The sequence below is a fragment of the Proteiniphilum acetatigenes DSM 18083 genome, from assembly GCF_000380985.1.
Classification (GTDB): Bacteria; Bacteroidota; Bacteroidia; order Bacteroidales; family Dysgonomonadaceae; genus Proteiniphilum; species Proteiniphilum acetatigenes.
The window spans coordinates 355,428-381,116 of record NZ_KB905697.1; the positions used below are offsets into that span (position 1 = coordinate 355,428).

Sequence of the window (25,689 nt, forward strand, 5' to 3'; positions counted from 1 at the left end):
TATCATACAGATTTACAGAAACTTACATGAAAATATGTTTTATAACATATTTTGCTGATATTAAGCGCAATAGACAATTATTAACCATTATTTTAGCTTTTGTCGGCAAAAAATTAAACTTGCCTCTACTTTCTTATTTTGCTTTTTTTAATACCCTTCTTATAAAATGGAGTTTCAATCCACAACCGGAATAAAGAGATTTAAGTATCTTTGCCCAAAATTCGCAATCAATCAGCACGATTCGGGTTATAATTGAAACTATACATCAATCATCAAAAAAAAGAATAATGATCAGGTACAAGCTTATCAATAACATTACAGGTTGGATTGTATTTGCCGTTGCAGCAGTGGTTTACCTGCTTACCATTGAGCCCACGGCAAGTTTCTGGGATTGCGGAGAATTCATCACCCAGGCCTATAAGCTGGAAGTGGGCCATCCCCCCGGTGCACCTATTTTCATGCTGGTGGGTAATCTCTTCACGCAATTGGCACAGGATCCGTCGCAGGTGGCCAAAATGGTCAACAGCATGTCGGCATTGATGAGCGCATTCACCATCCTGTTCCTTTTCTGGACCATCACCCATCTGACCCGTAAGCTCATTATTGCAAAAGAGGGAGGTGAACTCAGTATGGGCCAAACGATCGCAGTGATCGGCAGCGGCCTTGTGGGTGCACTGGTCTACACTTTTTCCGACACATTCTGGTTCTCGGCCGTAGAAGGTGAAGTATACGCCTTCTCATCCATGCTCACCGCCCTGGTGTTCTGGCTGATCCTTAAATGGGAGGATAATGCCGACAAACCCCATTCCGACAAATGGATCGTACTGATCGCCTATGTCATGGGGTTATCAATCGGCGTGCACCTGCTCAACCTGTTGTGTATCCCGGCAATTGTCCTGGTCTACTACTTCAAGAAGAATGAAAATCCCGACTGGAAAGGCGGGATCAAGGCCCTTCTGTTGTCCTTCGGACTTATCGTTATATTAATGTGGGGGATCATCCCCGGTTTTACCAAAGTGGGAGGTTGGTTCGAACTCTTCTTTGTGAATTCATTGGGATTTTCTTATCATACAGGATTGTTCGTTTACCTTATTCTTCTGGTAGGCGTGATCGGATGGTCGCTCTATGAGACTTTGTCTCCCAAAGGAAAAGAAAACAGAGCTCGTACCTCTTTCTTCTTAAGCATGGGTATGACGGGGATCCTTTTCATCGGCAGCAGTGCCTGGCTATGGGTGCTACTCATTGCCGCAGGCGCTTATTTTGCATTCAGATATAAAAAATTAGAGGTCAAATTTATCAATCTTGCCGTCACAAGCCTGATGGTTATTCTGGTCGGGTTCTCGGCCTATGCACTGATTCCTATCCGGTCAAACGCCAATCCTCCACTCGACCTGAATAAACCGGAGAATATCTTTTCGCTCGGAGGTATGCTGAGCCGTGAACAGTACGGACAGAGACCTCTTCTCTATGGAACTACTTATGCCTCTCAACCAGCAAGGAATGCCGACGGATCGTATATTGTAGAGAGTGAACGTACGTCCTATCGGCCGGTAGTGAAAACTTCGCCCGAACAAAAAGACCGATACGAAAAGAAAGTGACATCGATCAACTATAAATACACCAATACCATGTTGCTCCCCAGGATGCACTCGCACTCCGGGAATCCGTCGTTTAGGAACCATAGCATGGGATACGAACAATGGGGAGGTGTGACCGACCTGAACCAAAAGCCCACCTTCTGGCAGAACCTGAAGTTCCTTTTCAGCTACCAGGTCAACCACATGTACTGGCGCTATTTCATGTGGAACTTCTCCGGCAGGCAGAACGACATACAAGGGCACGGTGAAATTACCGCCGGCAACTGGATCACCGGAATCCCTTTCTTCGATGAGCATGTGCTGGGATTGGGATCTCAGGATAATATCGCGCCCGATATCGTCGACAACAAGGGGCATAACAAATACTATATGCTGCCCCTGCTGCTCGGCATTATCGGTATCCTTTACCAGCTACAACTGAAAAAGAGGGGAAAACAGAGTTTCGCCATAGTCTTCATGCTCTTCTTCATGACCGGTCTGGCCATCATCCTCTACCTCAACCAGACGCCATATGAGCCGAGGGAACGGGACTACGCTTACGCAGGTTCTTTCTATGCCTTCTCCATCTGGGTCGGGATGGGAGTGGCCGGTATCAGCTACTTCTTAAGGAAATATATAAAGAATACCACTGCCGCTACGGCGCTTGCCACAGTGGCAACCCTCTGCGTCCCTGTACAGATGGCCTCGCAGACCTGGGACGACCACGACCGTTCGGGAAGGACCCTGGCAAGGGACACCGGCATGAATTATCTGAGCTGCGTGGGTGAGAACGCCATCCTTTTCACCAATGGCGACAACGACACCTATCCTCTCTGGTACGTGCAGGAAACAGAAGGCTTCCGTACCGACGTGCGGGTCACCAACCTCAGCTTCCTCCAGACGGAATGGTATGTGGACCAGTTGTTACGTCCGGCTTATGAGTCCGAACCCCTGCCCATCCGATGGACTCGCCCGCAGTACTCAGGCAAGGCCGGAAGCGCGGCATATATCATCACTAAAAAGGAGATAGAAGATGTGCTCCGCCATAACAATGTCCCTCCCGTTTCTTTCGGGTCGTACTACGATATGGGTGCTTTTAAAGACACGCTTTCCCTGACGCAAATCATGGAGAATTTGCGGACGGGACAGAACACCCGCCCGGCCAATCCGTTCAACACAGGAGATATGCCCGTCATTCCCGGCAATGTGCTTGCACTCAATGTGGATACTGCCCGGGTAGACTGGAAAGGCCTGGCCGCAAAACCATCCGATAAGATGTATATTGACATGACAGGGAAGTCGGCCGTATATTTTAACGAGCAAATGATCCTGGAGATGCTCGACAATATCAACGACGGCCATTGGCAACGTCCTATCCATTTCGCAACCACTATCACTCCATCCCTGTACATGAACCTGCAGAACCGTAACTTCTCGCTCAACGGACTCACCTATCAGGTAGTCCCGGGAACTCCTCTTTATGATGGAGTAAATATAGAAGCAGCGTACGACAACATGGTGAACAAATTCAGATGGGGCGGACTCGAAAACAATCCCGACATCTATCTTGATGAAACGAGCCGGAGGATGCTTTCCACCTACCGTCTCTACTTCACACAACTTGTCGACGCGCTGATCGGTGCGGGAGAAAACGAAAAAGCGCTCACAGCGCTGGATAAAGTCACCACGATGATACCCTCGTCGGCAGTGGCTTACGGTACCGACGGGCTACTCTTCGCGAGAGCCTATTACCGCCTGGGCGAGACAGAGAAAGCCGAGGCGCTTATTGCGGACATCAGCGACAGGGTGAACAGGAACCTCGACTGGTACGTACGGTTAAATACCGTACAGCTATCGAATTCACTCTCTGATGTGATCTGGAACAACATCAATCCTATGATGCTTATCACAAGTATTTATCAACAATATAATAAGGAGAAATATACGATACTGGTCGACGACCTGCTGCAACGGGCGCAGACTTTCTATACGCTCGGCGTTCCCTATGTCGGAGATACCCTTTTAAAAGAGATCACCGACGGTTCGGTACGCGGATACTATTCCACTTCTGCCGACGACACATTACACCGGGCTACGGAAGAAGAGACTATGCAGAAGGCACTCAACATGATGCAGCAATTCAGCCCCCGTTTGCTGGAACAATACCAGCAGTCAGATCAGTAACAGATAAAATAACATACGGTTGTGAGTCGACTCACAGCCGTATCTCTTTTCAACATACATTCACATTTCATGCTAATTGAGCAACCACCATACTTATACAGGCTTCTTTTTCCGGAAGCCCGCTGGCGGATCAGTATCCCCGGCCAAAAAACGGTCTACATCACTTTCGACGACGGTCCTATACCCGAGGTGACCCCCTGGGTACTGGATCTGTTGGATCATTACAATATAAAAGCCACTTTCTTTTGCGTGGGAGACAACGTACGTAAATACCCCCACCTGTACCGCCAGCTCCTTGGGAGAGGGCATCTGACGGGTAATCACACCTTTAACCATATACAGGGGTGGAAGAACAGGACATCCTTTCTGTTGAAGAATACCAACAAAGCAGCTGAACTGATCGATTCATCCCTTTTCCGTCCTCCCCACGGGCATATGCGTATATCTCAGAATTTAGCGTTGCTACAGGCAGGTTATAAAGTGATAATGTGGGATGTAGTAACAAGGGATTACAGCCGTTTTATGAATCCTGAACAGGTACTGGAAAACGTGAAAAAGTATACGCGCGACGGTTCCATCATTGTATTTCACGACTCCCTGAAAGCGGAGAAAAACCTGAGATACGCACTTCCGCGTGCCATCGAATGGTTGCAGCAAGAAGGTTATACTTTCGAATTAATCCCGGCTGTAAATCCCATGCCTGTCAGCCACACTGCCAGCCTTTAATCGAAAACTTTTCATATTCATGTAAAAACTCCGGACAATAAAAGTCGCTTCAGGCCCTGTTCATATTTCTACCTATATACTTATACTGCTCCTTGTTGATCGTCATTCGGGATGAAGCAGGCATTGTAGATTTATTTCTCATAGTCATATACTTACGTATGGCGCAATTTACTCCAAAAATATAAACAAAGTTAAAATTTAAAATAATACAGTATTATGTATTGCATAGTACAATGTTTTGGCATACATTTGTGCCGTTCAATTGCATTAGACTATTTCTACGCTCAACATAGTCAAAACAAGTTTTGCCTCTGTATTCGTTTAACGAAAACGTTCATTATTCTGTAACCATTCAGTTTGAACGATAGTCTAAACAAAAATGACAAATAAAATAGAGGTCACAAGAAATTTCATCATATGATTAAAATCCGTCAATTACATAAATCCTATCGGACAGAAGCGTTATCGCTTCATGTCCTGAAAGGAGTCGATCTGGAAATAGGATCGGGAGAGTATGTCTCCATCATGGGTGCTTCGGGTTCGGGAAAATCGACTTTGCTCAATATCCTGGGTATTCTCGACACCTACGATTCGGGCGAATACTTCCTGAACGGTACACTGATAAAGAATCTCAGTGAGACGCAGGCTGCGCTTTACCGCAATGAGATGATCGGTTTTGTTTTTCAGTCGTTCAACCTCATCAACTTTAAAAATGCTCTGGAGAATGTGGCTCTCCCACTCTACTACAAGAAAGTAAGCCGCAAGAAACGGAATATTATCGCATTGGAGCATCTCGACAGGATGGGACTGAAAGACTGGGCGCACCACATGCCCAATGAACTTTCCGGGGGACAGAAGCAACGTGTGGCCATTGCCCGTGCGCTGATCTCAGATCCAAAAATTATTCTGGCTGACGAACCTACCGGCGCCCTCGACAGCAAGACCACCGTGGAGGTGATGGAAGTGCTGACTAATCTCAATCGTGAAGGAATCACCACCATTATCGTGACCCACGAACCGTCGGTCGCAGATGCTACCAACCGCATCATCCACCTGAAGGACGGTATGATCGAATATGAAACACGTAAGGATAACGGCGTACATATCGCCACTCATCCCCAAAAACGGCAAATGGTATGACCGACCAGCTTCATGAAATACTGGGAACGCTGAAGAAAAACAAGATGCGGACAACCCTCACCGGGCTCTCGGTATCGTGGGGTATCTTTATCCTGATCGTCCTGCTGGGAGCGGGCAACGGACTCAGAAACGGAGTGATGCAGAATTTCAGTTCCAGGGCGGTCAACCGCATCAGCCTGTGGCCCGGCACCACCTCTATGCCCTACAAGGGGCTGAAATCGGAGCGGAACCTCCATTTCACGGAGAGCGAAGTGGAACTGATCAGGAATGAGCTGGAGGAAAGCCGGCTCATCACGGCCCGCAGCAATACCTCACAGACCATTTCTTACGGGAGTGAATACGGTTCTTACCAGGTGAGGGGCGTAATGCCCAACTATTTTGATATCGAGAACCTGATCATCGCTCCGGAAGATGGGCGTTTCATCAATCAACTCGATATGAAAGAGACGAACAAGGTGATCGTACTCGATAAGAAAGTCGCCGATCTCCTTTTCAAGGACGAATCACCGCTCGGCAAACAGGTAAAAGTGGGGCAAATCATGTTCAAGGTGGTAGGGGTCAACACCAAAAAAGAACAATGGGGAGGATCGAATACCTACATTCCTTTTACCACCGCGCAGGCCATTTTCAATCCCAACCGGAAATTCTACCAGATCACCTTTACCGTGGACGGACTGGTGACAAAAGAAGAAAATGACCGCTTCAATGAATCGCTCAGGACGTTGATGGGGCAAAGGTTGAACTTTAACCCGGAAGACCAGCAGGCACTCTGGATATATAATGCACAGTCGGACTATGTGGAGACAATGAAGATTTTCAGCGTGATCACCTTCATAGTCGCTCTTATCGGTGTCCTCACATTGATCGCAGGAATTGTGAGCGTAAGCAACATTATGCTGGTGTCGGTAAAGGAACGTACGCGGGAGATAGGGATCCGCAAAGCCATCGGCGCCACGCCGGCTTCCATCCTGAAAACCATCATCCTGGAGTCGATCATCATCACCACCATCTTCGGCTATATAGGGCTGATGATGGGCATCGGGCTGACCGAAACGATCAACTTCTTTATGGAACAGGCGGCCAATGCGCAAGCTGTGTCCGACGAACCGCAGATGTCGATATTCACCAACCCTACGGTGGAAGTGGGATACGCCCTGTTTGCGACGATCATACTGATCATCTCAGGGGTGATCGCAGGTTACCTGCCCGCCCGCAAAGCGGTAAAGGTGAAACCGATTGAAGCGATGAGACAGGAATGACCGATGTAATGATGTAATGATTTACTGATGTGATGATTTCAGTAAATCGGCCAATCAACAAATTAGTAAATTAACAAATCAGTATATATGTTTGATTTAGACAGGTGGCATGAAATATGGATCACTATCACGCACAATAAATCACGGAGTGTGCTGACCGCCTTTAGCGTTTTCTGGGGAATGCTGATGCTGGTGCTGATGGTGGGATCAGGTAACGCGCTCGAAAAAGGAATTTTTTCACAGATCGAGGGATTTGCCACCAATTCCTGTTTCTTCGAATCACAACGGACAACGGTTCCCTACAAAGGCTTCCGGAAAGGAAGGCGATGGGATATGACCAATAGCGATATTCCCGTGATCAAAGAGAAGGTGCACGAATTGCAGCACATCTCCCCCATGCTGTTCAGCGGCGGCAATGAAAAGAATGTGGTAAGAGGTGACAAAAACGGCTCCTACCGGATAAAAGGCTGTTTTCCGGAATACGACCTGATAGAAAAAAGCAAAATACTCTACGGACGGTATATCAACGATATCGATATCGCCGAAAAGAGGAAAGTATGTGTCATCGGAGAACGTATCTATGAAGTGCTCTTCCAGAAGGGTGAAGATCCTACCGGAAAACAGATCCGCGTAAACGGTATCTATTTCCAGGTGGTGGGGGTAGCCAGAAGTTCATCGGGAGTGAATATAGGCGGCGAGACAGCCGAATCGGTAGTACTCCCTTTCTCTACCATGCAGCAGGCTTTCAACCAGGGAAATATCATCCACCTGCTGGCAGTTACCGCCAAAGAGGGTGTACCGGTAAAAAGAGTGCAGGACCAGATCGGTGAGATACTCAGACAACAACACCAGATATCACCCGACGACAAGGATGCGGTATGGAGCATGAATATTGAGGAGCAATTCAAGATGTTCAACTACCTGGGTATCGGCATAGCCGCCCTGATATGGATCGTGGGACTGGGCACGCTCTTCGCGGGTGCCATCGGCGTGAGCAATATCATGCTGGTCACCGTGCGCGAGCGCACCAAAGAGATCGGCATCCGGCGAGCTTTGGGAGCCACCCCCCGGAATATCATCGGACAGATTCTCAGTGAGAGCGTAGTGCTCACGGTATTGGCAGGGCTGCTCGGTATTGTGCTGGGAGTGGGACTGCTCCGGGGAGTCGGGATCGTACTCAGCCAGAGCGACCAGTTCTTCAAAGATCCCCAGGTCTCGTTCGGTATGGCTGTCGGTTCCTTCCTTATCCTTATTGTGATTGGTGCTATGGCGGGATACATACCTGCACAACGGGCTATAATGATTAAACCTGTAGAAGCGATCAGTGAGGAGTAATAAAAATGTGGGAAGGTGGAAAGGTCGATTTGATGTGATGATTTACTGATTTTACTCAATTGACAATGGATAATTGACAATTGACAATGAAATCTTGAATTTTAAATTTTGAATATGAAATATAGAATAATATGAAGAAAGTATTGCGAATTGTAGGATTGACCCTGTTAGGGCTCTTGGTAATATCCACCTTTGTGTTTCTCTGGCAGAAATCGCGCCCGAAAATTGTGACTTACAAAATAGAGGCGGCCACTAAAGGTGATATCGAAAAACGGACTGTGGCTACGGGAAAAGTAGAACCACGCAATGAGATACTAATCAAACCGCAGATGTCGGGTATCATTGCCGAGGTTTACAAAGAGGCAGGTGAAACCGTAAAGGCCGGAGATATCATCGCCAGGATACAGGTAGTACCCGATATGGTGAACGAAAGCAGTGCCGAATCGCGTGTCGAAAGGGCCCGGTTGGCTGCCAATCAAAGCCGGATCAATTATGAGCGGGATAAAAAACTCTTTGAAAATGAAGTGATCTCAAGGGAAGAGTTCGAGAAGGTGGAATTACAGTACAAAAACGATCAGGAAGAATTGCGCGCCGCCAACGACAACCTGAGCCTGGTGCGCACCGGGATTACCAAGAGTTCGGCACAGACCAGCAACACGCTGGTACGTTCCACGGTAAGCGGTACTATCCTCGATGTTCCTGTCAAGGCAGGGAACTCGGTGATCCAGTCCAATAACTTCAACGATGGTACCACCGTGGCATCGGTAGCCGACCTGGGGGACATGCTTTTCGTCGGCAAGATCGACGAGACGGAAGTAGGTAAACTCTCGGTGGAAATGCCCATGGAGATCACCATCGGCGCCATTCAGGACCTGAAGATACCCGCCTTGTTAGAGTATGTCTCACCTAAAGGGATAGAAGAGAGTGGAGCCATCCTCTTCGAAATGAAAGCCGCCCTGCAATTGCCGCAGGATTTATTTATCCGGGCAGGCTACAGCGCTAACGCCGATATTATTTTAGATCAGCGTAAAGATGTGGTAACCATTCCTGAAAGTTCAGTGGAATTTAGTGGCGACTCGGCTTTCGTCTATATGGTGAAGAGCGAGAAACCACAGGAATTCGAACGGAAGCATGTGAAAATCGGCCTGTCGGACGGGATCCGTATCGAAGTGACCGAAGGGCTGAAAGAGAATGACAAGATCCGTGGAACAGAGATCATTGAGGACAAGAAAAAGTAACGACTATGCATATCAGAACTATTATCATCGCCCTGTTCTTCAGCGCTTCCCTATTGCCGGCAACGGCACAACAGAAATATACGCTGTTGGAGTGCATCGATATTGCGCTGGAGAACAATCGTAACATCAAACAGCAGGAAATCGGCAGGCAACAGCGGGAGATCGCTTACAGCCAGGCACGTGCAGATCTGCTGCCCAACCTGAACGCTTCGGCAGGGCAGAATTTCGTATTCGGCCGCTCCATCGGCCTCGACAACGTTTACGAGAACACCAACTCATCGCAGACCAGTTTCAGTATCGGGGGTGATATCACCCTTTTCGATGGTTTGCGGATGAAACACAACATCAACGCACGGAAGGCCGACATGCAGGCGTCGGAAGCCGATCTGGAGAAGATGCGCGACGATGTGGTAATGAGTGTTTCTACCGCCTTCCTTCAGGCATTGCTCAACCGGGAGTTGCTGCAGATCGCGGAGAACCAGATCGAGACCACCCAGGCCAACCTGCAACGACGGAGTGAATTAGTGAAAAGCGGCAAGATGGCACAGGGGGAACTCTATGAATTAGAAGCACAGTTGGCCAAGGAAGAACTGAACCGTGTGCAGGCAGAGAGCAACCTCAAACTGGCATTGCTCGATCTCGCCCAAATTATGGAACTGGAGGAATTCAACAATTTCGATATTACAGCGCCCCCCGCTGAAACACTGATCAACGAAGCCACCCTTTTGCAGTCGGAAGCGGTATACGAAAGTGCACTGGTGAATCGTCCGGAGATACGAGGCATGCGCTATCGGCTGGAAAGCAGTGAAAAAGAACTGTTGATGGCAAAGGCACAATATTATCCCTCCCTCTCGTTCGGAGTGAATATGGGAACCGGTTACTACAGGATGAGCGGTAGGGACAACACCTCTTTCAGTTCGCAATTGCGCAACAACATGAGTAATTCGCTCGGTTTCAGCCTCCGCATTCCCATCTTCAACAGGTTTCAGATCAGGAACAGTGTTCACAGTGCAGAACTCGCCATCGCCAACACACAACTGGAAATGGACAAAACGAAAGTCGAATTGCGCAAACGGATCGAGCAGGCTTATTACAATGCCACAGGAGCTAAAAGCCGCTGGGATGCCGCCCGGAAATCGATCGAAGCCAGCCGGGAAGCCTACCGTTTTGCGGAAGAGAAATACGAGAGTGGCCGTGCTAACTCCTATGAACTGTTTCTTGCCAAGAACAACCTCACTCAGGTGTTGGGAGAAGAGGCACAGGCCAAATACGAGTACGCATTCCGTCTGAAAATACTGGAATTGTTGAGGGATTGATTCAGGATTCCGAATTTCAAGATTTCATAACTCATAACTTATAATTCATAACTCATAATTCAACAGAAATGAAAATCTCAGCAACATTAACTCTGATCGCAGTGCTATTCACAGCCTGCATTTCCGTAGGAGCGCAATCGCGCCAGGCTGCGGATCAATTTGAAGTAAGTGAATTTACGGCTATCGAATCATCGGTAATAGCCAACATTCATATCAAGCAATCCCCTACTGTCAGTGTGACTGCAGAGGGTAGTGAAGAACTGCTCAATCTCCTCGATGTTCGGATGGATAACGACAAACTGATCCTTACAATGGAAGACCGTCATCTGAGAAGAAATAAAGGACGTTCTGAGAAGTTGCTTATTTCCATCTCCACTCCTACCCTGACCAGGCTCGATTTCGATGGTGTAGGGAATATTGAGATCGATGGCGCCTTCTCCACTCCCGAACTGACTATTGATTCCGAGGGAGTAGGCAATCTCAGGGCGGACAGGCTCGAAGCCGGTTCCATTTATATCTCTTCCCAGGGAGTGGGTAACACCACATTAGGTGGTAAGACCGACAAATTGGAGATTAAATCCGAGGGTGTGGGAAACGTCAATACTACGAAGCTCACCTCACGAAGCGCCGTGGTCACGTCGCAGGGAGTCGGCAACGTAAACTGCCACGCATCGGAATATCTCAAAGTACGTTCAGAAGGCATCGGCAACGTCACCTATTATGGCAACCCGGTTAAGAAAGAACTCAATAAAGAAGGATTAGGAAAAATAAAAGCAGGGAATTAATTCCCTTGACTACTCAATAAATACTCTACTTCTACTTTTAATTACAAAAAATTTCGAGGACGGAGGCTTGCGAAAGTCTCCGTTTTTATTTTAGATTCTTTTCTGGAACGGCATTATTTTTGCCTTGGACATAATTTTCTTCACTTTGTTTTCTATAAATTTCACCTTCCAGGTAGCAATATGAAATATCGATTAATATGTTGAAATATTAAAAGTAAAATAATAGTTAGCTAAAAAATTCCAGATAACGGCTAAATAGTATATCTATATATCGCCGGGTCTTGAGGTATCATTGTCATTGTTCTACGGCATCTGTATCTATACCCTCTTTTATATATTCCAGCATATAAGAATTATCCCCTTTTGTTGTGATAATATTAAATTTACAGTCCACTTCTTTCAAACAGCTTCTCAATTTATTGATCGCACTCATCAGTCTTTGACTAGCTGTATTAATCTTAGGCCAAAGCTCTTCTCTAAGTTCACTTTTATCAAGTGAATGATCATCACTTTCGAGAAACATCAAAAGTATATTTGCCGGTTGATTAGGAATTTTTGTGATCTTCTTTTGTCCGATCAATTCATTTTTACGGGTATCCAGCATTGTCTCCCCGATATAATAATACCTTCCCTTTCTAACGATCTTATCCGGCCTGATCTTTCTTTTCTCGACGTACAAATAATAAACTACACCAAGCACCAACACCTCCAAAATAAGCAGTGAGATGATCGCTTCTTTAGGCATCAACCGGAATACGGCGAGCGGTGAATAGTTGAGCAGCCCCTGGTAAGTTATCTCACCGAATACTCCACCCTTTATAATCGGTGTCCGATAGTTGATGCGGTATCCCATAGTGTCTTCGCTCAATTCGGTATTATGCTCATGATACACCAGTATGAAAGAGCGCGCCTTGATACCATTTTCATCCAGTTTCGTATCGAACAGTTGCTGTAGCGTATCCGGTTGCAGCCGGTTTACATGTAAAAGATACGATTGATAATTTCTCAATAAATATTTATTGAAATCTTCTTCAGTCTGTGCCTCTTTCGCAAAAGTGGTATCTTCCATGGTAATTGTGTGCTTTCTTACTTTTTCTTTTTTTGAATAAGGGTCATTTATCATATATATGTCCATAAACACATCGTTCATTTTCAAATCAACCTCATCCTTAATGGCTTGCTCCAACAGTAACGGAAACTCCCGCTCCATCTTTGCCTTAGATATCCTGTATTCCACAATCCCGAGGGCCGATAGCACGATAAATACCAAACCCGCGATAATCCAGAGAAATACTATTATCCTCTTATATGTAGTTTTACTGTAAATCATCTCCAGATTGTTTTGACTACAAATATAAAATAATCGAGAGAATACGCAAAATGAATTTTAATTTTTCATTAAACCGACAATCTCATAAATTATTAAAAACAAGCAATTTACAAAAAGTGAGTTATAAGTGAGTTAAGATTTTTGCGCAAGAATGCCTTAAATTCTATCTTCATCAAATAATATCTGAATCACTTAAAAAATTAAGTCTATGAACACAAAAAAAATTATCATGAGCTGCCTGATGTCAGTGGCATTATTATGTTTTATTTGGTTAAAAACAAAAAACAATCTCGTGGAAACCGATCTGACTCTTTTAAATATCGAAGCGCTGGCATCGCCTGAAAGCGGAGAGGGCCATACATGTTTAGGGACCGGTTCTCTCGATTGTCCTTCCGGTAGTAAAGTAGCATATATAGCAACACCCTATAGCATCATCCTATAGCATATATAGTATCGCCCGAGTAAGATGAAAAAAAAGATTATCTATCGATATTTGATGCTTGCCTATTATCTACTCTGTATCAACGGAGGATGTAATAATATAAATGAACGAGTCTATTACGATTCGTTTACAACCGACATTTCCCTTTCAGGAAAAACGCTAAAAACAGATTCGGTAATGCTTCGCTATCCTTTCAGAATTGAACATAAAGACAGCCTGGCTATTATTATGGATCTGCATCATCCCGACTTTTTCTATCATGCATTTACCTATCCACGATTTGAGCCCCTCTTTTCTTTCGGGAAACGTGGGCAGGCCCCTGAAGAAATCCTATCGGCGGAAAATTTCAGGCTTACGGATAACGGCATGTGGGGGCTGGACGCCAATAAACATCTACTTACCAAGATGTCGGTCGGAAATATTGCCCAGTCGACAAACGAAAAAGAGACACCATTGGACAAAGAGATCATCCGTGCGCTGGATTTTGCCTTATATAACGATTCTTGTTTTGTTATTCCGGATTATTCGGGTAAATACCGGTTCCATATTATTGACAGGAACGGGAATATAAGGTCCAGCCACGGAAAAATACCTTCCCGGAAACATAAAAAGGGCAACATAGCATTGGCTCAGGCCTGGAGGAGTTTTATCGATTATAATCCGGGAAATCACACGCTCGCCATGGTGACTCAATTGGGAGAAGTATTGGAAATCTATAATTTGAAGGACAGCACCCATATCGTAAAAATAGGGCCCCACGGGGAACCGGAATATAATGAGTCGGGCGGTATGGCTATTCCCTCTGGGATCATGGGATTCAGTGATGTACAAGTAACTGACAAGTATATCTATACCGTTTTTCACGGAAGGAGTTTTAAAGAGATCGCTCAACAGCGACAACCAGTGACCGACGGCGGGCAGTATATCTACGTTTTCTCGCTGGAAGGAGACCCACTTTACAAATACACGCTGGATCATTTTATTTACGGTATAGATGTCAACGAAAGAACGAGGGAAATATATGCCGTAGATGTCAATTCAAATCAACCTGTTGTCAAATATAAATTAAAGCATTGATGAAATGAGATTGCCTTTCTTTACACTATTGATTGGATCGTGCATCCTCCTGTTTTCCTGCAAAGAGAATGGAAAAGAAAAGATCACAAAAATTGTCACAGAATGGCAGGACAAAGAGATCATCTTTCCGGAGGACGTGGTTTTTACACGGTATGGACAAGATACTATACAGTATAAAATGCCGGAATCGGACTATAAAATCCTGCTGTATGTAGATTCCGTGGGATGCACCGGTTGTAAATTACAGCTCCATAAATGGAACGAGTTTATTGCAGAAGTGGATTCCCTGACGTCCGGAAGCGTGCCTGTATTATTCTTTTTCCACCCAAAAGATAAACGTGAATTAACCTACCTGCTTAAACGGGATGGCGTCACGATTCCGGTTTGCCTGGATGAGAACGACAGACTGAATTCCATCAACCGGTTTCCGTCCCGTGATGATTTTCAATGCTTCCTGCTGAACAAAGACAATAAAGTTGTCTATATCGGGAATCCCATCCATAATATCCGTATCAGGGAAATGTATTTATCGCGGATCGCTCCGGAAGCCCATATCCCAACAACCCCATCAAGAAACACAATCACTGAAATAGATCAAACGGAATTCAACCTCGGAACACTGAAACGAGGCAATCCTACAACAGTAACCGCATTGATCCGAAATATAGGAGAAGTTCCTCTTGTTGTATATGAAACCAAGGCATCCTGCGGTTGTACAAGTGTAAGTTACAAAAAAGAACCCACTGTGCCCGGGTCGTCATTAGAAATAGAAATAACCTATAATGCCGAAGATCCGGGTTATTTTAACAGAACAGTTTCCATTTATGGAAACATGGATAATTCGCCCTTAATCATAAGGCTGAAAGGAAATACAAATTAAACTCCCTGCAAAGAGGTTGTTATCTATCAATTTATTTACTAATTTTAATTTTCAAAGTATGAAGAAAAAATTATTATCGGGCATATTTGCCCTCGCACTCCTGGTAACCACTGGCTACGGAGTGAGTCAAAATGTAAAAAGTGACACGGATCTTTCGGATCTGGCGTTAATGAATGTGGAAGCTCTTGCTCAAGGCGAAACCGGAACTCCATGTGGTGGCCCTAAAACTTATGGAGATTGTGAATCTCGGAATCAAGTAAATTGTAAAGATTTATCTGGTTGTCAATAGCCAAAAGCAACAAAGGAGTGAAATAATGATTAATCAGTCCCTTAACAACGTTTTAATCTTTGATCCATCATTTTTCACTCCTTCATAATATTGAGGAGGAAGAACTATGCTACTCCATATAATCCAATAAAAATAAAATCAAATGGGAACAAAAAACTCATATATTCTGCTCTTATTATTATTGCTCATCTCTTGTAACCAGCATACGAGAGACTCTCAATTTGGAGACAATAAGGAGATCGTGCATATAAACGGAATAAAACGCTTCGATCATATCAATGAATTTATTCCTGAAGAATTCATAATAAATAAAGAGTACATAAAACTACGTTCCACTCATGATAACTTTTTATTTAAAGAAATTAATAAAATCAGACTTATCAACGACAAAATATTTATACTTGACGGCAGGCTAAAAAAACTATTGGTGTTTAATAAAAATGGTCTTTCAGTAGCTGCAATAGGGGCAAAAGGAAATGGACCTAATGAATACATTGATATTGCTGATTTTGACGTTGATAAAGAGGGTACTATTTACACTATTGATGGAAGATTGGATAAGCTATTCATTTATAACCCGGATTACTCTCTAAAAAAAGTAATGGCATTACCTTTTGAAGCTGATATAATAAGTGTGGTGGAAAATAATAAAATAATATTTGGCTTATCTGACTGGAATAAAGGGAATAATGAGGGAGCAAGTATAATTGTTACAGATAAAGATTTAAATACATTGAATATCGTTTCTTACTATGATAAATATATTGATAATGCATTTTGGGTTTCACATTATTCATTCGTAAATACAAGTAAAAATATACTATACAATAAACCCATAAATAACACTATTCTCGTACTGTCTAAAAAAGGTATATTAGAAAAAGTTATTGAATTTGATTTCGGGAGAAAGAATGTTCCTCCAAAGCATAGAAAAGAGATTGAGAAAAATTTAAATCAATTTAATTCATACAATCTATTAAAATGGATTACAATTATTGAAGATGACTATTTGATTGGAACATTTTGGGAAAACAGGGAGACAAAATCTTTTTTCATTGATAGAAAAAAGAATGAATTGTTTGTTTCCAATTCTACAATTGACAGAGATATTGGGAATGTAGCCGGTTTTGATAATAAGACATTAATAAAATTCATCATTCCCGGAAGTGAAAGAGCAGAAGAAAATGATTTACCACAAGATGTAAAGGAACATCTCTACAATGGGGATTTTGTTCTGGTTCTTTACAGATTAATATAAAAAATAAATACAGGTTATTAAGATTGGTTATAACAATGTTCCTTTGCATAGTACAATGTATTTACAAAAAAGATATCTCTCTTTTAGAGTAATAGTTTCTCTTTTCACTCTTTTTGTGTTCTTTATTTCATGCAGTAAAGAAAACAAGAGAGTTTTGAGCCACGCCTTACATTTAGTGGGTAAGAATTAGAAAAAGTACTCAAACATTATGAAGATGATACTTTGAAATTACAAGCTGCCAGGTTTCTTACAATGAATATGCCTGGGATGGTTCGTTCGATGAATTTTGTGAATATATCCTCCCTTACAGGCGATCGTATTCTTCCAAGCCTTTATCATACACTATCAATTATAACCATAATAAATTATGAACAAAATATATATTCTCATATTTTGCTATTTAGCCACTATTTTTTTGAGTTGTTCTAAAAGTACCGATACGGAGAAATATCAAAGTAATCGAAATAATACAACAAATGTAAAAGATAATATTGTAGAAATCGTAAAGGATGATGTATTGATCGGTTCTTCTTCCAGACTGTATCTCACAGATGACTACCTAATTATAATTGATATAAAGTCAACCGACATGTTAATTCATTTCTTCAATAGAAACAATTATCAATACCTGACCAGCGCCATACCCAGAGGGCAGGGTCCCGGAGAAATCACCGTTTCCGGACATATCGCGGTAAATAAAGATAAAAAAGAATTCTATATGTCAGATCATGGTAAATTAAAAATATTCACCTATCCTATTGACAGTATTCTTTATAACCCGTATTATGTGCCGGAAGTAAAGAAAGAATTGAATAACATCCAATTTCCCAGTGAATACCTATATATCAATGATACCTTGTGTTATGCAAGAATTATAGAACCCACCGGGAATGTGGGACATAACGAAGCTGCGGGAAAATGGAATATGCAAACAGGGGAGGTAGTGAAAATGAGATACACCCATCCCAAAGTACGCACAAAACGTATTGGCATAGCTGTATCCATGGAACATGAAACTTTTGTGGAATGTTACGCTAATCATGACCTTATGACAATTATGGACCTGGACGGAAATCTGAAATGCAATGTATATGGAAGTAACTGGAACGATGGTAAAATTATCCAAATTTACCATTTTAATAATGTTGTTTTCAGGGGTGATAAAATAATAGCTTCCTATTCAGGAAGAGATATGCATGGAAATACCCTTCCTGATAAACTATTGGTTTTCAATATTAATGGTGATTATATAAAAACCCTGGATATTGGATATAAAATAGTCGATTTCTGTTATGATATACAAAATGACAGGTTGTTATTTGCCTTTGACGATATGATCCAGTTCGGATATTTAGCTCTCAACGAGAGTATGCTTGAGTAATTCAATAAAAAATTTAGTCCAATATTATTTTTATCAGTTTACAAACAATTCCATGCAAAAGCTGTGGAGTTTTTTTACGAACAGCCCTACTATATGGTAAGAAATTATGTAAAATGAAAACACGTATACTCATCATTTTTAATGCGATACTTCTTTTCTCCTGTAATAAAACAGTCAATAACCCGATCCAGCATTTCGAGAAAAGCCAAAAACAGAGGTTAACTCACTCCAGAGTGATTGATTTGGAAGAATTTGACATATTAAGGCCAGGTCAAGTAATTCGGAAGGATGACTCATATATGGTTTGGGATCTTAAGAATGAGAAGATGTTCCACCTTGTTAATTTCGATTCAAAGAAAGTAATCAAGGGTATAAAGATAGGTAATGGCCCCGGTGAAATTATATCGCCAAGCAGTCTTCAACTTAAAGACGGCAGATTTTTGATATGCGATACTGACAGAGAAAAAATAAGCCGGATCGATATATCATCCGATACAACATTAACGTTAAAAGAAGTCGAAGATATTAATTTCGATACAAGACTATTTGTAATAAACTACCAGGGCTCACATATCATAGCTACCGGACTATTTGATGATGCCTGGTTTGCCTCTTTGAAAGGGAATGGAGAGATAATATCAAAAGTGGACTTCCCGAGTTTTGAAGAAACCAGCAATACAACCGGGATGGAATTATCCATGTTATATATCAGTACGCATATAGTAAATAAACCGGATAATAAGAAAGTGGTCGCCGCGACGCAAGACCTTGGGGTAATATCTTTTTTCAATTATATCAACGGATCGATTTTAGAAGAGTATAAGCAGATAAAATATTACGGCCCAAAATTTATTTTACTGGAGAGAGGCGGCATTGCCTGGTCTAAAGATGGTCCAATTGGATTTTGCGATTTGGACTGTGATGATGACTACGTGTATGCTTTATACTCCGGAAGAACATTTACGGAACATGGAATGGAGAGTCATCATTGTGAAAATTTACTGGTATATGACTGGGATGGTAATCCTGTCAAACATTATATTTTAGATACCCCGCTCTTTTCAATGAAATTTGACAATGAAAAAAACACAATTTACGGAATAGGATATAATCCCGAAGGCGTTTTTGTAGAGTATCAATTAGATAATTTAAAGGTAAAAGGTAATACAATGTAATTAACAGTTACTAAAAAATCATTTTCAGACAAGAGTGAATCACAATGATTGAAAACAAAAGGTATCTATCCCTCTCAAACGGCACAATATTTCTACTGTTATCAATACTGCTCTTTGTATCGTGTCAGTCGAAAAACGACGAAAAGATATACAATCAGTCTTTGACACTCGCGGGAAATAACCGGACTGAATTAGAGAAAGTACTCAAACATTATGAAAATGACACTTTGAAATTACAAGCGGCCAAGTTTCTTATAATGAATATGCCCGGTTCTTTTGCACAGAACGAAGAAATCATCGGTATATGCACTCCATTTTATAACGATTATGTCTCATTGGCAAAGGAGTATGGGTATGAAATGAATACCGGAAGAGGTCAAAAAATTGATAGCCTTTGGAATAACTTCTCCAATAGACATTTCAAATTGCTTGGTTTGCCTTTTCAGTCCGACCTGGAAAACATATCGGCGGAACAACTTATATCCGAAATTGATTTAGCATTTAATGCATGGAAGGAGAATGTATACACGCATGACTGCTCTTTTGACGAATTTTGTGAATATATTCTTCCCTACCGGCGGATGAACGGTTTGGTGATCGACGATGCACGAAAAACCTTTTATGAACGGCATCACGGTAATTATTTTACCCAACCCGGAAAGGATATGATTGACGAATCGGATTCGTTGCTGTATGAATACAGTCACCTGACACATTCCCAATTCTGGGGTATCCGGATACCGATCCTTACGGCGTCAACTTTCGAATATCTCCGTCATGGTTTATGTGAACATCGCTGCTGGTATAATTCATTGCTGTTTTCCTCTTTGGGGATGGGTGTCGCTGTTGATTTTGTACCGGCCTGGGGAAACCGGAATAACAACCATACATGGAACGTATTGATAAAAGACGGTAAATCCCACGCTTTTGAAGCTTTCTGGGATAATGACCGATGGAAATACAAACGCATATACAACAATAAAACGTTCGATTACGACTGGGGCCGATTCCGGTTGGCCAAAGTGTACAGGCATTCATTTAAGAATTATCTGGAAGGTCCCATAACGGATAGAAGGGTACAACCGGAAGATATTCCCGACCTGTTTAAAAACTTCAAGAAAAAAGATGTTTCCCATGAATACTTCGATACCGTTCATGTGGCACTCCAATTAAAGGATATCCCGCATGACACGCATTATACTTATTTATGCGTGCTGAACTATCATCAGTGGCAACCTGTCCAATGGGGAAAAATAGAAAAGGGCAAAGCCGTTTTCCATGGGATTGGGAAAGATGTTGTGTATCTTCCCTGTTACTATAAACACGGTTCATTGATATATGCCGGAGAACCATTTTTACTGAATGCGGAAGGTGTGATCGAAACGTTCCGCAACGATACGACTGATACGGAAGATCTGTACATCAAGCATTACGCCGGCGCCCCGTTACATTATGGAAATAAATGGAACAACACCAGCATAGAACAAACATCTGTTTACGGCAGTTTATCACCGATGTTTTCAGGAGGCGATACAATCGGCATATTTCCTGACTCCATTGAGATTTATAACAAAAAGATCGATTCCCGGTATGACAGGCCGGTACGATACATACGGGTATCGCTTCCCTACCGGAAAGTAGCATTCAGTAACCTTGCCTTTTATTATAATGATCCGGCGGGAGAAGAAAAAAAGATAGAAACCGTAACACTGGTCCATCCGTTGGACTCTACGGAAAACGGTGAAATAACCGATTATATATTCGACGAGTACATTGCCACGGGATACAGGCGGGAACTGGGCAGGAACCATATTGATATAGACTTGGGGGACGAATACACGGTCACATCCGTTCGTTTCGCGCCGTATTACGAAGCCGGATTAAAAAAAGAAGTGAATTTTGAGTTGTTTTACTGGAATGAAGGATGGAAATCCCTGGGAAAACAAAACGGATCGGACAAGCATGTTGTATTTAAAAACGTACCGAAAGACGCCCTGTTCCTGTTAAAACATCAAGATATTAATAACTCTCCCGGAGCCAGGCCTTTTATCTACCGGAATAATGAAGTATTATGGCATTAGAGTAACTCTGATAATAAATGAATTATGAAAAGTGAGTTATAAGTGAGTTAAAAAAATTGGTTCTAATGACATGTTTCGGCATCTTTATCTCCACAATATAGTAAAATGGTAGAAGAACAATAAATAAAACCGAAAAAAGACACGACAGAAACTCCTTCACTGAAAGGGAGCAATAACTAATCATATTACTAATTTAAAAAATTCAAACATGAGAAAAAAAATTCTATCGGGACTGTTCGCCCTTGCACTTCTGGCAGCCACAGGCTACGGAGTGATTGAAAATCAGAGAAGTGAAGCAAATCTTTCGGATTTAGCACTAAGAAATGTAGAGGCATTAGCACAAAGTGAGTCTGGAAATCGTCCTTATCAAAGTCAAGCTTATTGTACTATGTGGAGATTAGAGAATGCATGTTCAAGCACAGGGACTTATGCTTGTACAGATGATTGTTAATACTATGTGTGAGTGGGAACTATCTTATTGTTATTATACGATAGTTCCCAATTTTATTGATTTAATTATATCTTAATATATAAAAAATGAAAGCATCAAATATAATATACGTGTTATTTTTTCTCATTTATCTTATTCTTCCATTGTCATGCAACAGATCTCAGGAAAAAGGGCAAAATTCAGAAAATAAAATTGTTTTCAATATTACGGATGCTCGGGAACTTGGAATAAATGAAAGTAAATTCTTAAAAAAAGAATATATTGAACTATACTTTTCAGATTCAACACTCATTCCGGCTTATTCCAACTTAATCCTTGAAAATGAAAATTTTATCATCTTTTCTAATAGAACATATCAAATCTTCAGATTCGCTAATAATGGGAATTTTATTAACTTCATAGGCAAAAGGGGAAATGGACCTGATGAATTTATAGAAATGAGAGATGTTAGATATAACATTGATAAAAATCAAATAGAAGTTCTCGACAACAAAGCCATATTAAAATATAATCCTGAAGGAAATTTTATAAAGAAGTACGATATCCCCTATCCGGCATTCGCATTTAGTTCTGATAACGATAGTTATTGGTTTTATTTGGGAAATAATATTTCTTTCTCTGATTATAAACTTATCAAGACAGACACAAATTTCATTAAAAGGAATGACTATCTCCTTGCCGAAAAAAAAGGTCTTCCTTTAATAGAGAATAATTTTAATAAAAGTGAGTACCTAACTTTTAGAGAATCGTTCAACTCTGATCTTTATACAATTAATGAAAATGAATTAGTCAACTCATACAATATAGATTTTGGTAAATTTAAGGTAGCTGATAATTTGCTAGACAATCAAATGATGCTGGTGGAAAAATTAGATAATATTGAATACTGTATTGCCCGCTCATATATGGAAAATAAAAAATATATTTTTCTATTAGTAATGAAATATACTCCTAAAAAACTAGAGCCTGACTTATTTTATTGGATAATTAATAAAACAAATGAAGAGGAAACTATTATACATATAAAAGATTTTATTGAAGAATCATATTTATTATATCCTCAAATATTGACTACTGATGATATGATATATTTTTTGGGATATGACATTGCAAATAGCGATGAAACAATAAATCATAATAGCAATCCGGAAATTATAAAAATCAAAATCAATGAATTTTTTCAAATATAATGTCAACTAACCGATTTTATCCAATCTTTTAAACAAATTATCGAAAGTATATCAATTAAGCACAAGCATCTAGAAATTAATCAATTAGAATATTTTCTAATAGATATATGCATCCCCCCAATAAAATAAACAGATTTATAGCAAGTGATATAACAATCCTGTTATTCGCAGGAATAGTATTTGCAACTTACCAATACGGGAAGAATCTTTCTCCTGAGTTTTTCCTGTTTTTTATTCAAATAGTGCTCTCTTGGTTTATCTTAAAAATCACCTACCTGTTTTTTCCAAAATCTAAAGCGATTGTATTAATTGGGCTGTTGGTTTGGGGACTGAGTGAAGCCGTATGGGGATTGGGGCAGTTATATAATTATTTCCCGACAAAACATGCCCTGTTCAAAACCACCGGATCATTCTTCAATTCCGGGCCGTACGGCGGATTTATTGCATTGATATTCCCATTAGCCCTGCACTATTGGCTATTTTACAGATATAAAAACAAATTGATAGGTTATCTTTTCCTTTTCGCCGGAGCTGTTTGCCTTATGGTGTTTCCCGCTACATTGAGCCGTACGGCATGGGTCGCGGCAATAGTAGGATGTGCGGTCGTATTGCTGTCAGACAAACGCATTATTGTAAAGTTACGCCTGTTTTGGAAACGCCGTAGAAGACAGTGTATCCTTGGTGCAACCATTCTAAGTCTGTTTCTGTTTGTAGCTGCTTACGGCATTTATCATCTCAAAAAAGATTCAGCGGATGGACGCCTGTTTATGTGGAAGATCACCACATTGGCTATACAGGATTCCCCCATGAAAGGAACCGGGTTGGGCGGATTTCCTGCCGCTTATGCAAAAGCACAAATAGAATATTTTAAAAGTGGAAGAGCAAACGAAACCGAGAAATTAGTGGCGGGAAGTCCGGAATATGCCTTTAATGAATATCTGCAGATATTCCTGGAACAAGGGTTATTCGGATTCATCCTGTTTCTTTTACTTTCATTTCTGATTATTAAATCGGGGATTCAGAATAAACAGATTGGAGCAACCGGCAGTTTCGTAACTTTATCGGTATTCGCTTTTGCGTCCTATCCCTTTCAGTTGTGGCAGTTTCCGGTTGTTTGGGTATTGTTAGGGAGCATCTGCACAGCCGGATCAGGCAGTAAAAAAGCCCGGACATATCATTACAGATCGAAAAAAATAGTCCTCTCCGTCCTGTTACTGGGAGTTTTATGTTTCGTTTCTGTTATATGCGCTTCACGGCAAAAAGTATTTTTTCAGGCAAAAAAAGAATGGAAGAAACTCCAACCTCTTTACACCGTGAAAGCATACGACAGCGTGACGGACGATTACGCAGCACTTTACCCTGTGCTGAATTACGAGCCGAAATTCGTTTTTGAGTACGGAATTGTGCTAAACGCAACCGGACAACGGGAAAAAGCCGACAGTGTCTTTATCCGGGGCCTTGAAAGAAGTTCCGACCCGATGTTCTATAACGTGAAAGGGCGTAATTATCACGAAATGGGGGAATACGATAAAGCTGAAAAATGTTATATAAATTCTACCTTGTTGTTACCTGAACGTATCTACCCCTACTATTTACTGACAAAACTATATGCCGACTCTGCCAATTATCAACCCGAAAAGATGTATCGGGCTGCGGTTGCCGTTCTTGAAAAAGAACCGAAAATCCATTCCACGGCTATAAGGGAAATGCGCACTGAAGTAAAAAAGATATTACAAGAGAAAGGAGTGGCTCATGAATAGAGTAAAAACAATTATACACAAAACAGGCCGCATCCTGCTGAACTTGCTTTATTATACCTCTATCGTTCTGTTCGGCTTTATCGCTCTCCGCATCTTTGTTTTCGGGTCCTACAAAATACCCACCGACTCCATGGAACTTGCCATTCTACCGGGCGACTATGTGATGATAAATAACTTGGCTTACGGCGCCCGGTTGTTTAATCTGTCCGACGCAGTGGAAGGGGAACAGGTGAAAATCAAACGTATGCCTTCGTTTCTTTGTAATGTAATAACAATAGCGCTCGATAAAAGGATCAGACACCTATATCACAGGCATTTACAAAAAGTGAGTTATAAATGAGTTTAAAAAATTGGTTTTATTTATGAACTTTGCCACCTTTGGAACATGAACAAAATGAACTCATCGAAAACAAAAAAGCAAAAACTTCTGAAGAAGGAGTTATGAGTAATCATATTAATTTAAATTTCTGTTCTATGAAAAAGAAGATTTTATCCGGGCTGTTTGCCCTTGCACTTCTGCTAACCACAGGTTATGGAGTGAGTGAGAATCTGAAAAGTGATGCCAATCTCTCGGATTTGGCATTAGGCAGTACCGAAGCATTAGCTCAAAGTGAAGAAGGAGGTATAACATGCAGCAGAACATGTCTTTATACTGGATGGTGCTGGAAATTTTATTATACTCCTATCATAGGGGGAATGATTGTTATTTTTCTGGTTATCAATATGACACTTGTATTTGCTGGTAATTATTAGATAAATACATAAACTTACTTATGTGATTATAGGTGAGTTTATGTATTTATGATTGAGTAATG

The 25,689-nt window shown here is 41.6% G+C and carries 22 protein-coding genes; 21 read left to right on the forward strand and 1 reads right to left on the reverse strand.

All coding sequences use genetic code 11. The annotated features are described in order from the left end of the window. Window positions 1-287 precede the first annotated feature (287 nt). The 8 genes from F597_RS0111695 (at window position 288) to F597_RS0111730 (ending at window position 11,560) form a co-directional block, all read left to right on the forward strand. Window positions 288-3,761 carry a protein O-mannosyl-transferase family gene (locus tag F597_RS0111695; RefSeq protein WP_019539933.1) on the forward strand — a complete coding sequence of 1,158 codons (3,474 nt, stop codon included), beginning with the start codon at window positions 288-290 and terminating at the stop codon, window positions 3,759-3,761. Window positions 3,762-3,830: 69 nt separating this feature from the next. Further along, the gene (locus F597_RS0111700) at window positions 3,831-4,487 is read left to right on the forward strand and encodes a polysaccharide deacetylase family protein (protein WP_019539934.1); all 657 of its coding nucleotides are present in this window, start codon (window positions 3,831-3,833) and stop codon (window positions 4,485-4,487) included. 417 nt (window positions 4,488-4,904) lie between these two features. Next, window positions 4,905-5,627, forward strand: a complete 723-nt coding sequence (locus F597_RS0111705) for an ABC transporter ATP-binding protein (RefSeq protein WP_019539935.1) — start codon at window positions 4,905-4,907, stop codon at window positions 5,625-5,627. Continuing rightward, window positions 5,624-6,886, forward strand: coding sequence for an ABC transporter permease (locus F597_RS0111710; protein ID WP_019539936.1), 1,263 nt, complete (start codon window positions 5,624-5,626; stop codon window positions 6,884-6,886). Before F597_RS0111705 ends, F597_RS0111710 begins: the two co-directional genes overlap by 4 nt. An 87-nt stretch (window positions 6,887-6,973) precedes the next feature. Continuing rightward, complete coding sequence (locus F597_RS0111715) at window positions 6,974-8,221, forward strand: ABC transporter permease (RefSeq protein WP_019539937.1); 1,248 nt, start codon at window positions 6,974-6,976, stop codon at window positions 8,219-8,221. A 131-nt stretch (window positions 8,222-8,352) separates the two neighbouring features. Further along, entirely contained in the window at window positions 8,353-9,459 is a 1,107-nt protein-coding gene (locus F597_RS0111720; protein WP_019539938.1) for an efflux RND transporter periplasmic adaptor subunit, read from the forward strand. A gap of 5 nt (window positions 9,460-9,464) precedes the next feature. After that, the gene (locus F597_RS0111725; RefSeq protein WP_019539939.1) at window positions 9,465-10,775 is read left to right on the forward strand and encodes a TolC family protein; all 1,311 of its coding nucleotides are present in this window, start codon (window positions 9,465-9,467) and stop codon (window positions 10,773-10,775) included. A 68-nt stretch (window positions 10,776-10,843) separates the two neighbouring features. Beyond that, complete coding sequence (locus tag F597_RS0111730) at window positions 10,844-11,560, forward strand: head GIN domain-containing protein (protein WP_019539940.1); 717 nt, start codon at window positions 10,844-10,846, stop codon at window positions 11,558-11,560. Between the two features lie 295 nt (window positions 11,561-11,855). Here the strand turns inward: F597_RS0111730 and F597_RS0111735 are convergent, their stop codons facing one another. Beyond that, complete coding sequence (locus F597_RS0111735) at window positions 11,856-12,890, reverse strand: winged helix-turn-helix domain-containing protein (RefSeq protein ID WP_019539941.1); 1,035 nt, start codon at window positions 12,888-12,890, stop codon at window positions 11,856-11,858. Between the two features lie 229 nt (window positions 12,891-13,119). Here F597_RS0111735 and F597_RS0111740 point away from each other — a divergent pair, with 229 nt between their 5' ends. The 13 genes from F597_RS0111740 (at window position 13,120) to F597_RS20705 (ending at window position 25,627) form a co-directional block, all read left to right on the forward strand. Beyond that, a complete protein-coding gene (locus tag F597_RS0111740; RefSeq protein ID WP_157279101.1) occupies window positions 13,120-13,332 on the forward strand; it encodes an NVEALA domain-containing protein in 213 nt (70 codons plus the stop codon). 24 nt (window positions 13,333-13,356) lie between these two features. Continuing rightward, window positions 13,357-14,409 (forward strand): BF3164 family lipoprotein, encoded by a 1,053-nt coding sequence (locus F597_RS0111745; RefSeq protein ID WP_026327387.1) that lies wholly within the window; start codon window positions 13,357-13,359, stop codon window positions 14,407-14,409. Window positions 14,410-14,413: 4 nt separating this feature from the next. Beyond that, entirely contained in the window at window positions 14,414-15,289 is an 876-nt protein-coding gene (locus F597_RS0111750; protein ID WP_019539944.1) for a DUF1573 domain-containing protein, read from the forward strand. 58 nt (window positions 15,290-15,347) lie between these two features. Next, window positions 15,348-15,578 (forward strand): NVEALA domain-containing protein, encoded by a 231-nt coding sequence (locus F597_RS20690; protein WP_044060275.1) that lies wholly within the window; start codon window positions 15,348-15,350, stop codon window positions 15,576-15,578. A gap of 142 nt (window positions 15,579-15,720) precedes the next feature. Further along, on the forward strand, window positions 15,721-16,836 hold the full coding sequence (locus F597_RS0111760; RefSeq protein WP_019539946.1) for a 6-bladed beta-propeller: 1,116 nt from the start codon (window positions 15,721-15,723) through the stop codon (window positions 16,834-16,836). A 367-nt stretch (window positions 16,837-17,203) separates the two neighbouring features. Further along, window positions 17,204-18,217, forward strand: a complete 1,014-nt coding sequence (locus F597_RS0111765) for a BF3164 family lipoprotein (protein ID WP_019539947.1) — start codon at window positions 17,204-17,206, stop codon at window positions 18,215-18,217. Between the two features lie 113 nt (window positions 18,218-18,330). Then, complete coding sequence (locus F597_RS0111770; RefSeq protein WP_019539948.1) at window positions 18,331-19,392, forward strand: BF3164 family lipoprotein; 1,062 nt, start codon at window positions 18,331-18,333, stop codon at window positions 19,390-19,392. Window positions 19,393-19,436: 44 nt separating this feature from the next. Next, window positions 19,437-21,473, forward strand: a complete 2,037-nt coding sequence (locus F597_RS20695; protein ID WP_092122627.1) for a hypothetical protein — start codon at window positions 19,437-19,439, stop codon at window positions 21,471-21,473. Window positions 21,474-21,681: 208 nt separating this feature from the next. Beyond that, window positions 21,682-21,924, forward strand: coding sequence for an NVEALA domain-containing protein (locus F597_RS20700; protein WP_019539950.1), 243 nt, complete (start codon window positions 21,682-21,684; stop codon window positions 21,922-21,924). Window positions 21,925-22,010: 86 nt separating this feature from the next. Beyond that, window positions 22,011-23,114, forward strand: a complete 1,104-nt coding sequence (locus tag F597_RS0111785) for a 6-bladed beta-propeller (RefSeq protein ID WP_019539951.1) — start codon at window positions 22,011-22,013, stop codon at window positions 23,112-23,114. Between the two features lie 317 nt (window positions 23,115-23,431). After that, the gene (locus F597_RS0111790; protein ID WP_245542031.1) at window positions 23,432-24,874 is read left to right on the forward strand and encodes an O-antigen ligase family protein; all 1,443 of its coding nucleotides are present in this window, start codon (window positions 23,432-23,434) and stop codon (window positions 24,872-24,874) included. Beyond that, window positions 24,867-25,214: a S26 family signal peptidase gene (locus tag F597_RS0111795; RefSeq protein WP_019539953.1), complete on the forward strand. Its 348-nt coding sequence runs from the start codon at window positions 24,867-24,869 to the stop codon at window positions 25,212-25,214. Before F597_RS0111790 ends, F597_RS0111795 begins: the two co-directional genes overlap by 8 nt. A gap of 38 nt (window positions 25,215-25,252) precedes the next feature. Continuing rightward, complete coding sequence (locus tag F597_RS20705) at window positions 25,253-25,627, forward strand: NVEALA domain-containing protein (protein WP_019539954.1); 375 nt, start codon at window positions 25,253-25,255, stop codon at window positions 25,625-25,627. The last annotated feature ends 62 nt before the right edge of the window (window positions 25,628-25,689 follow it).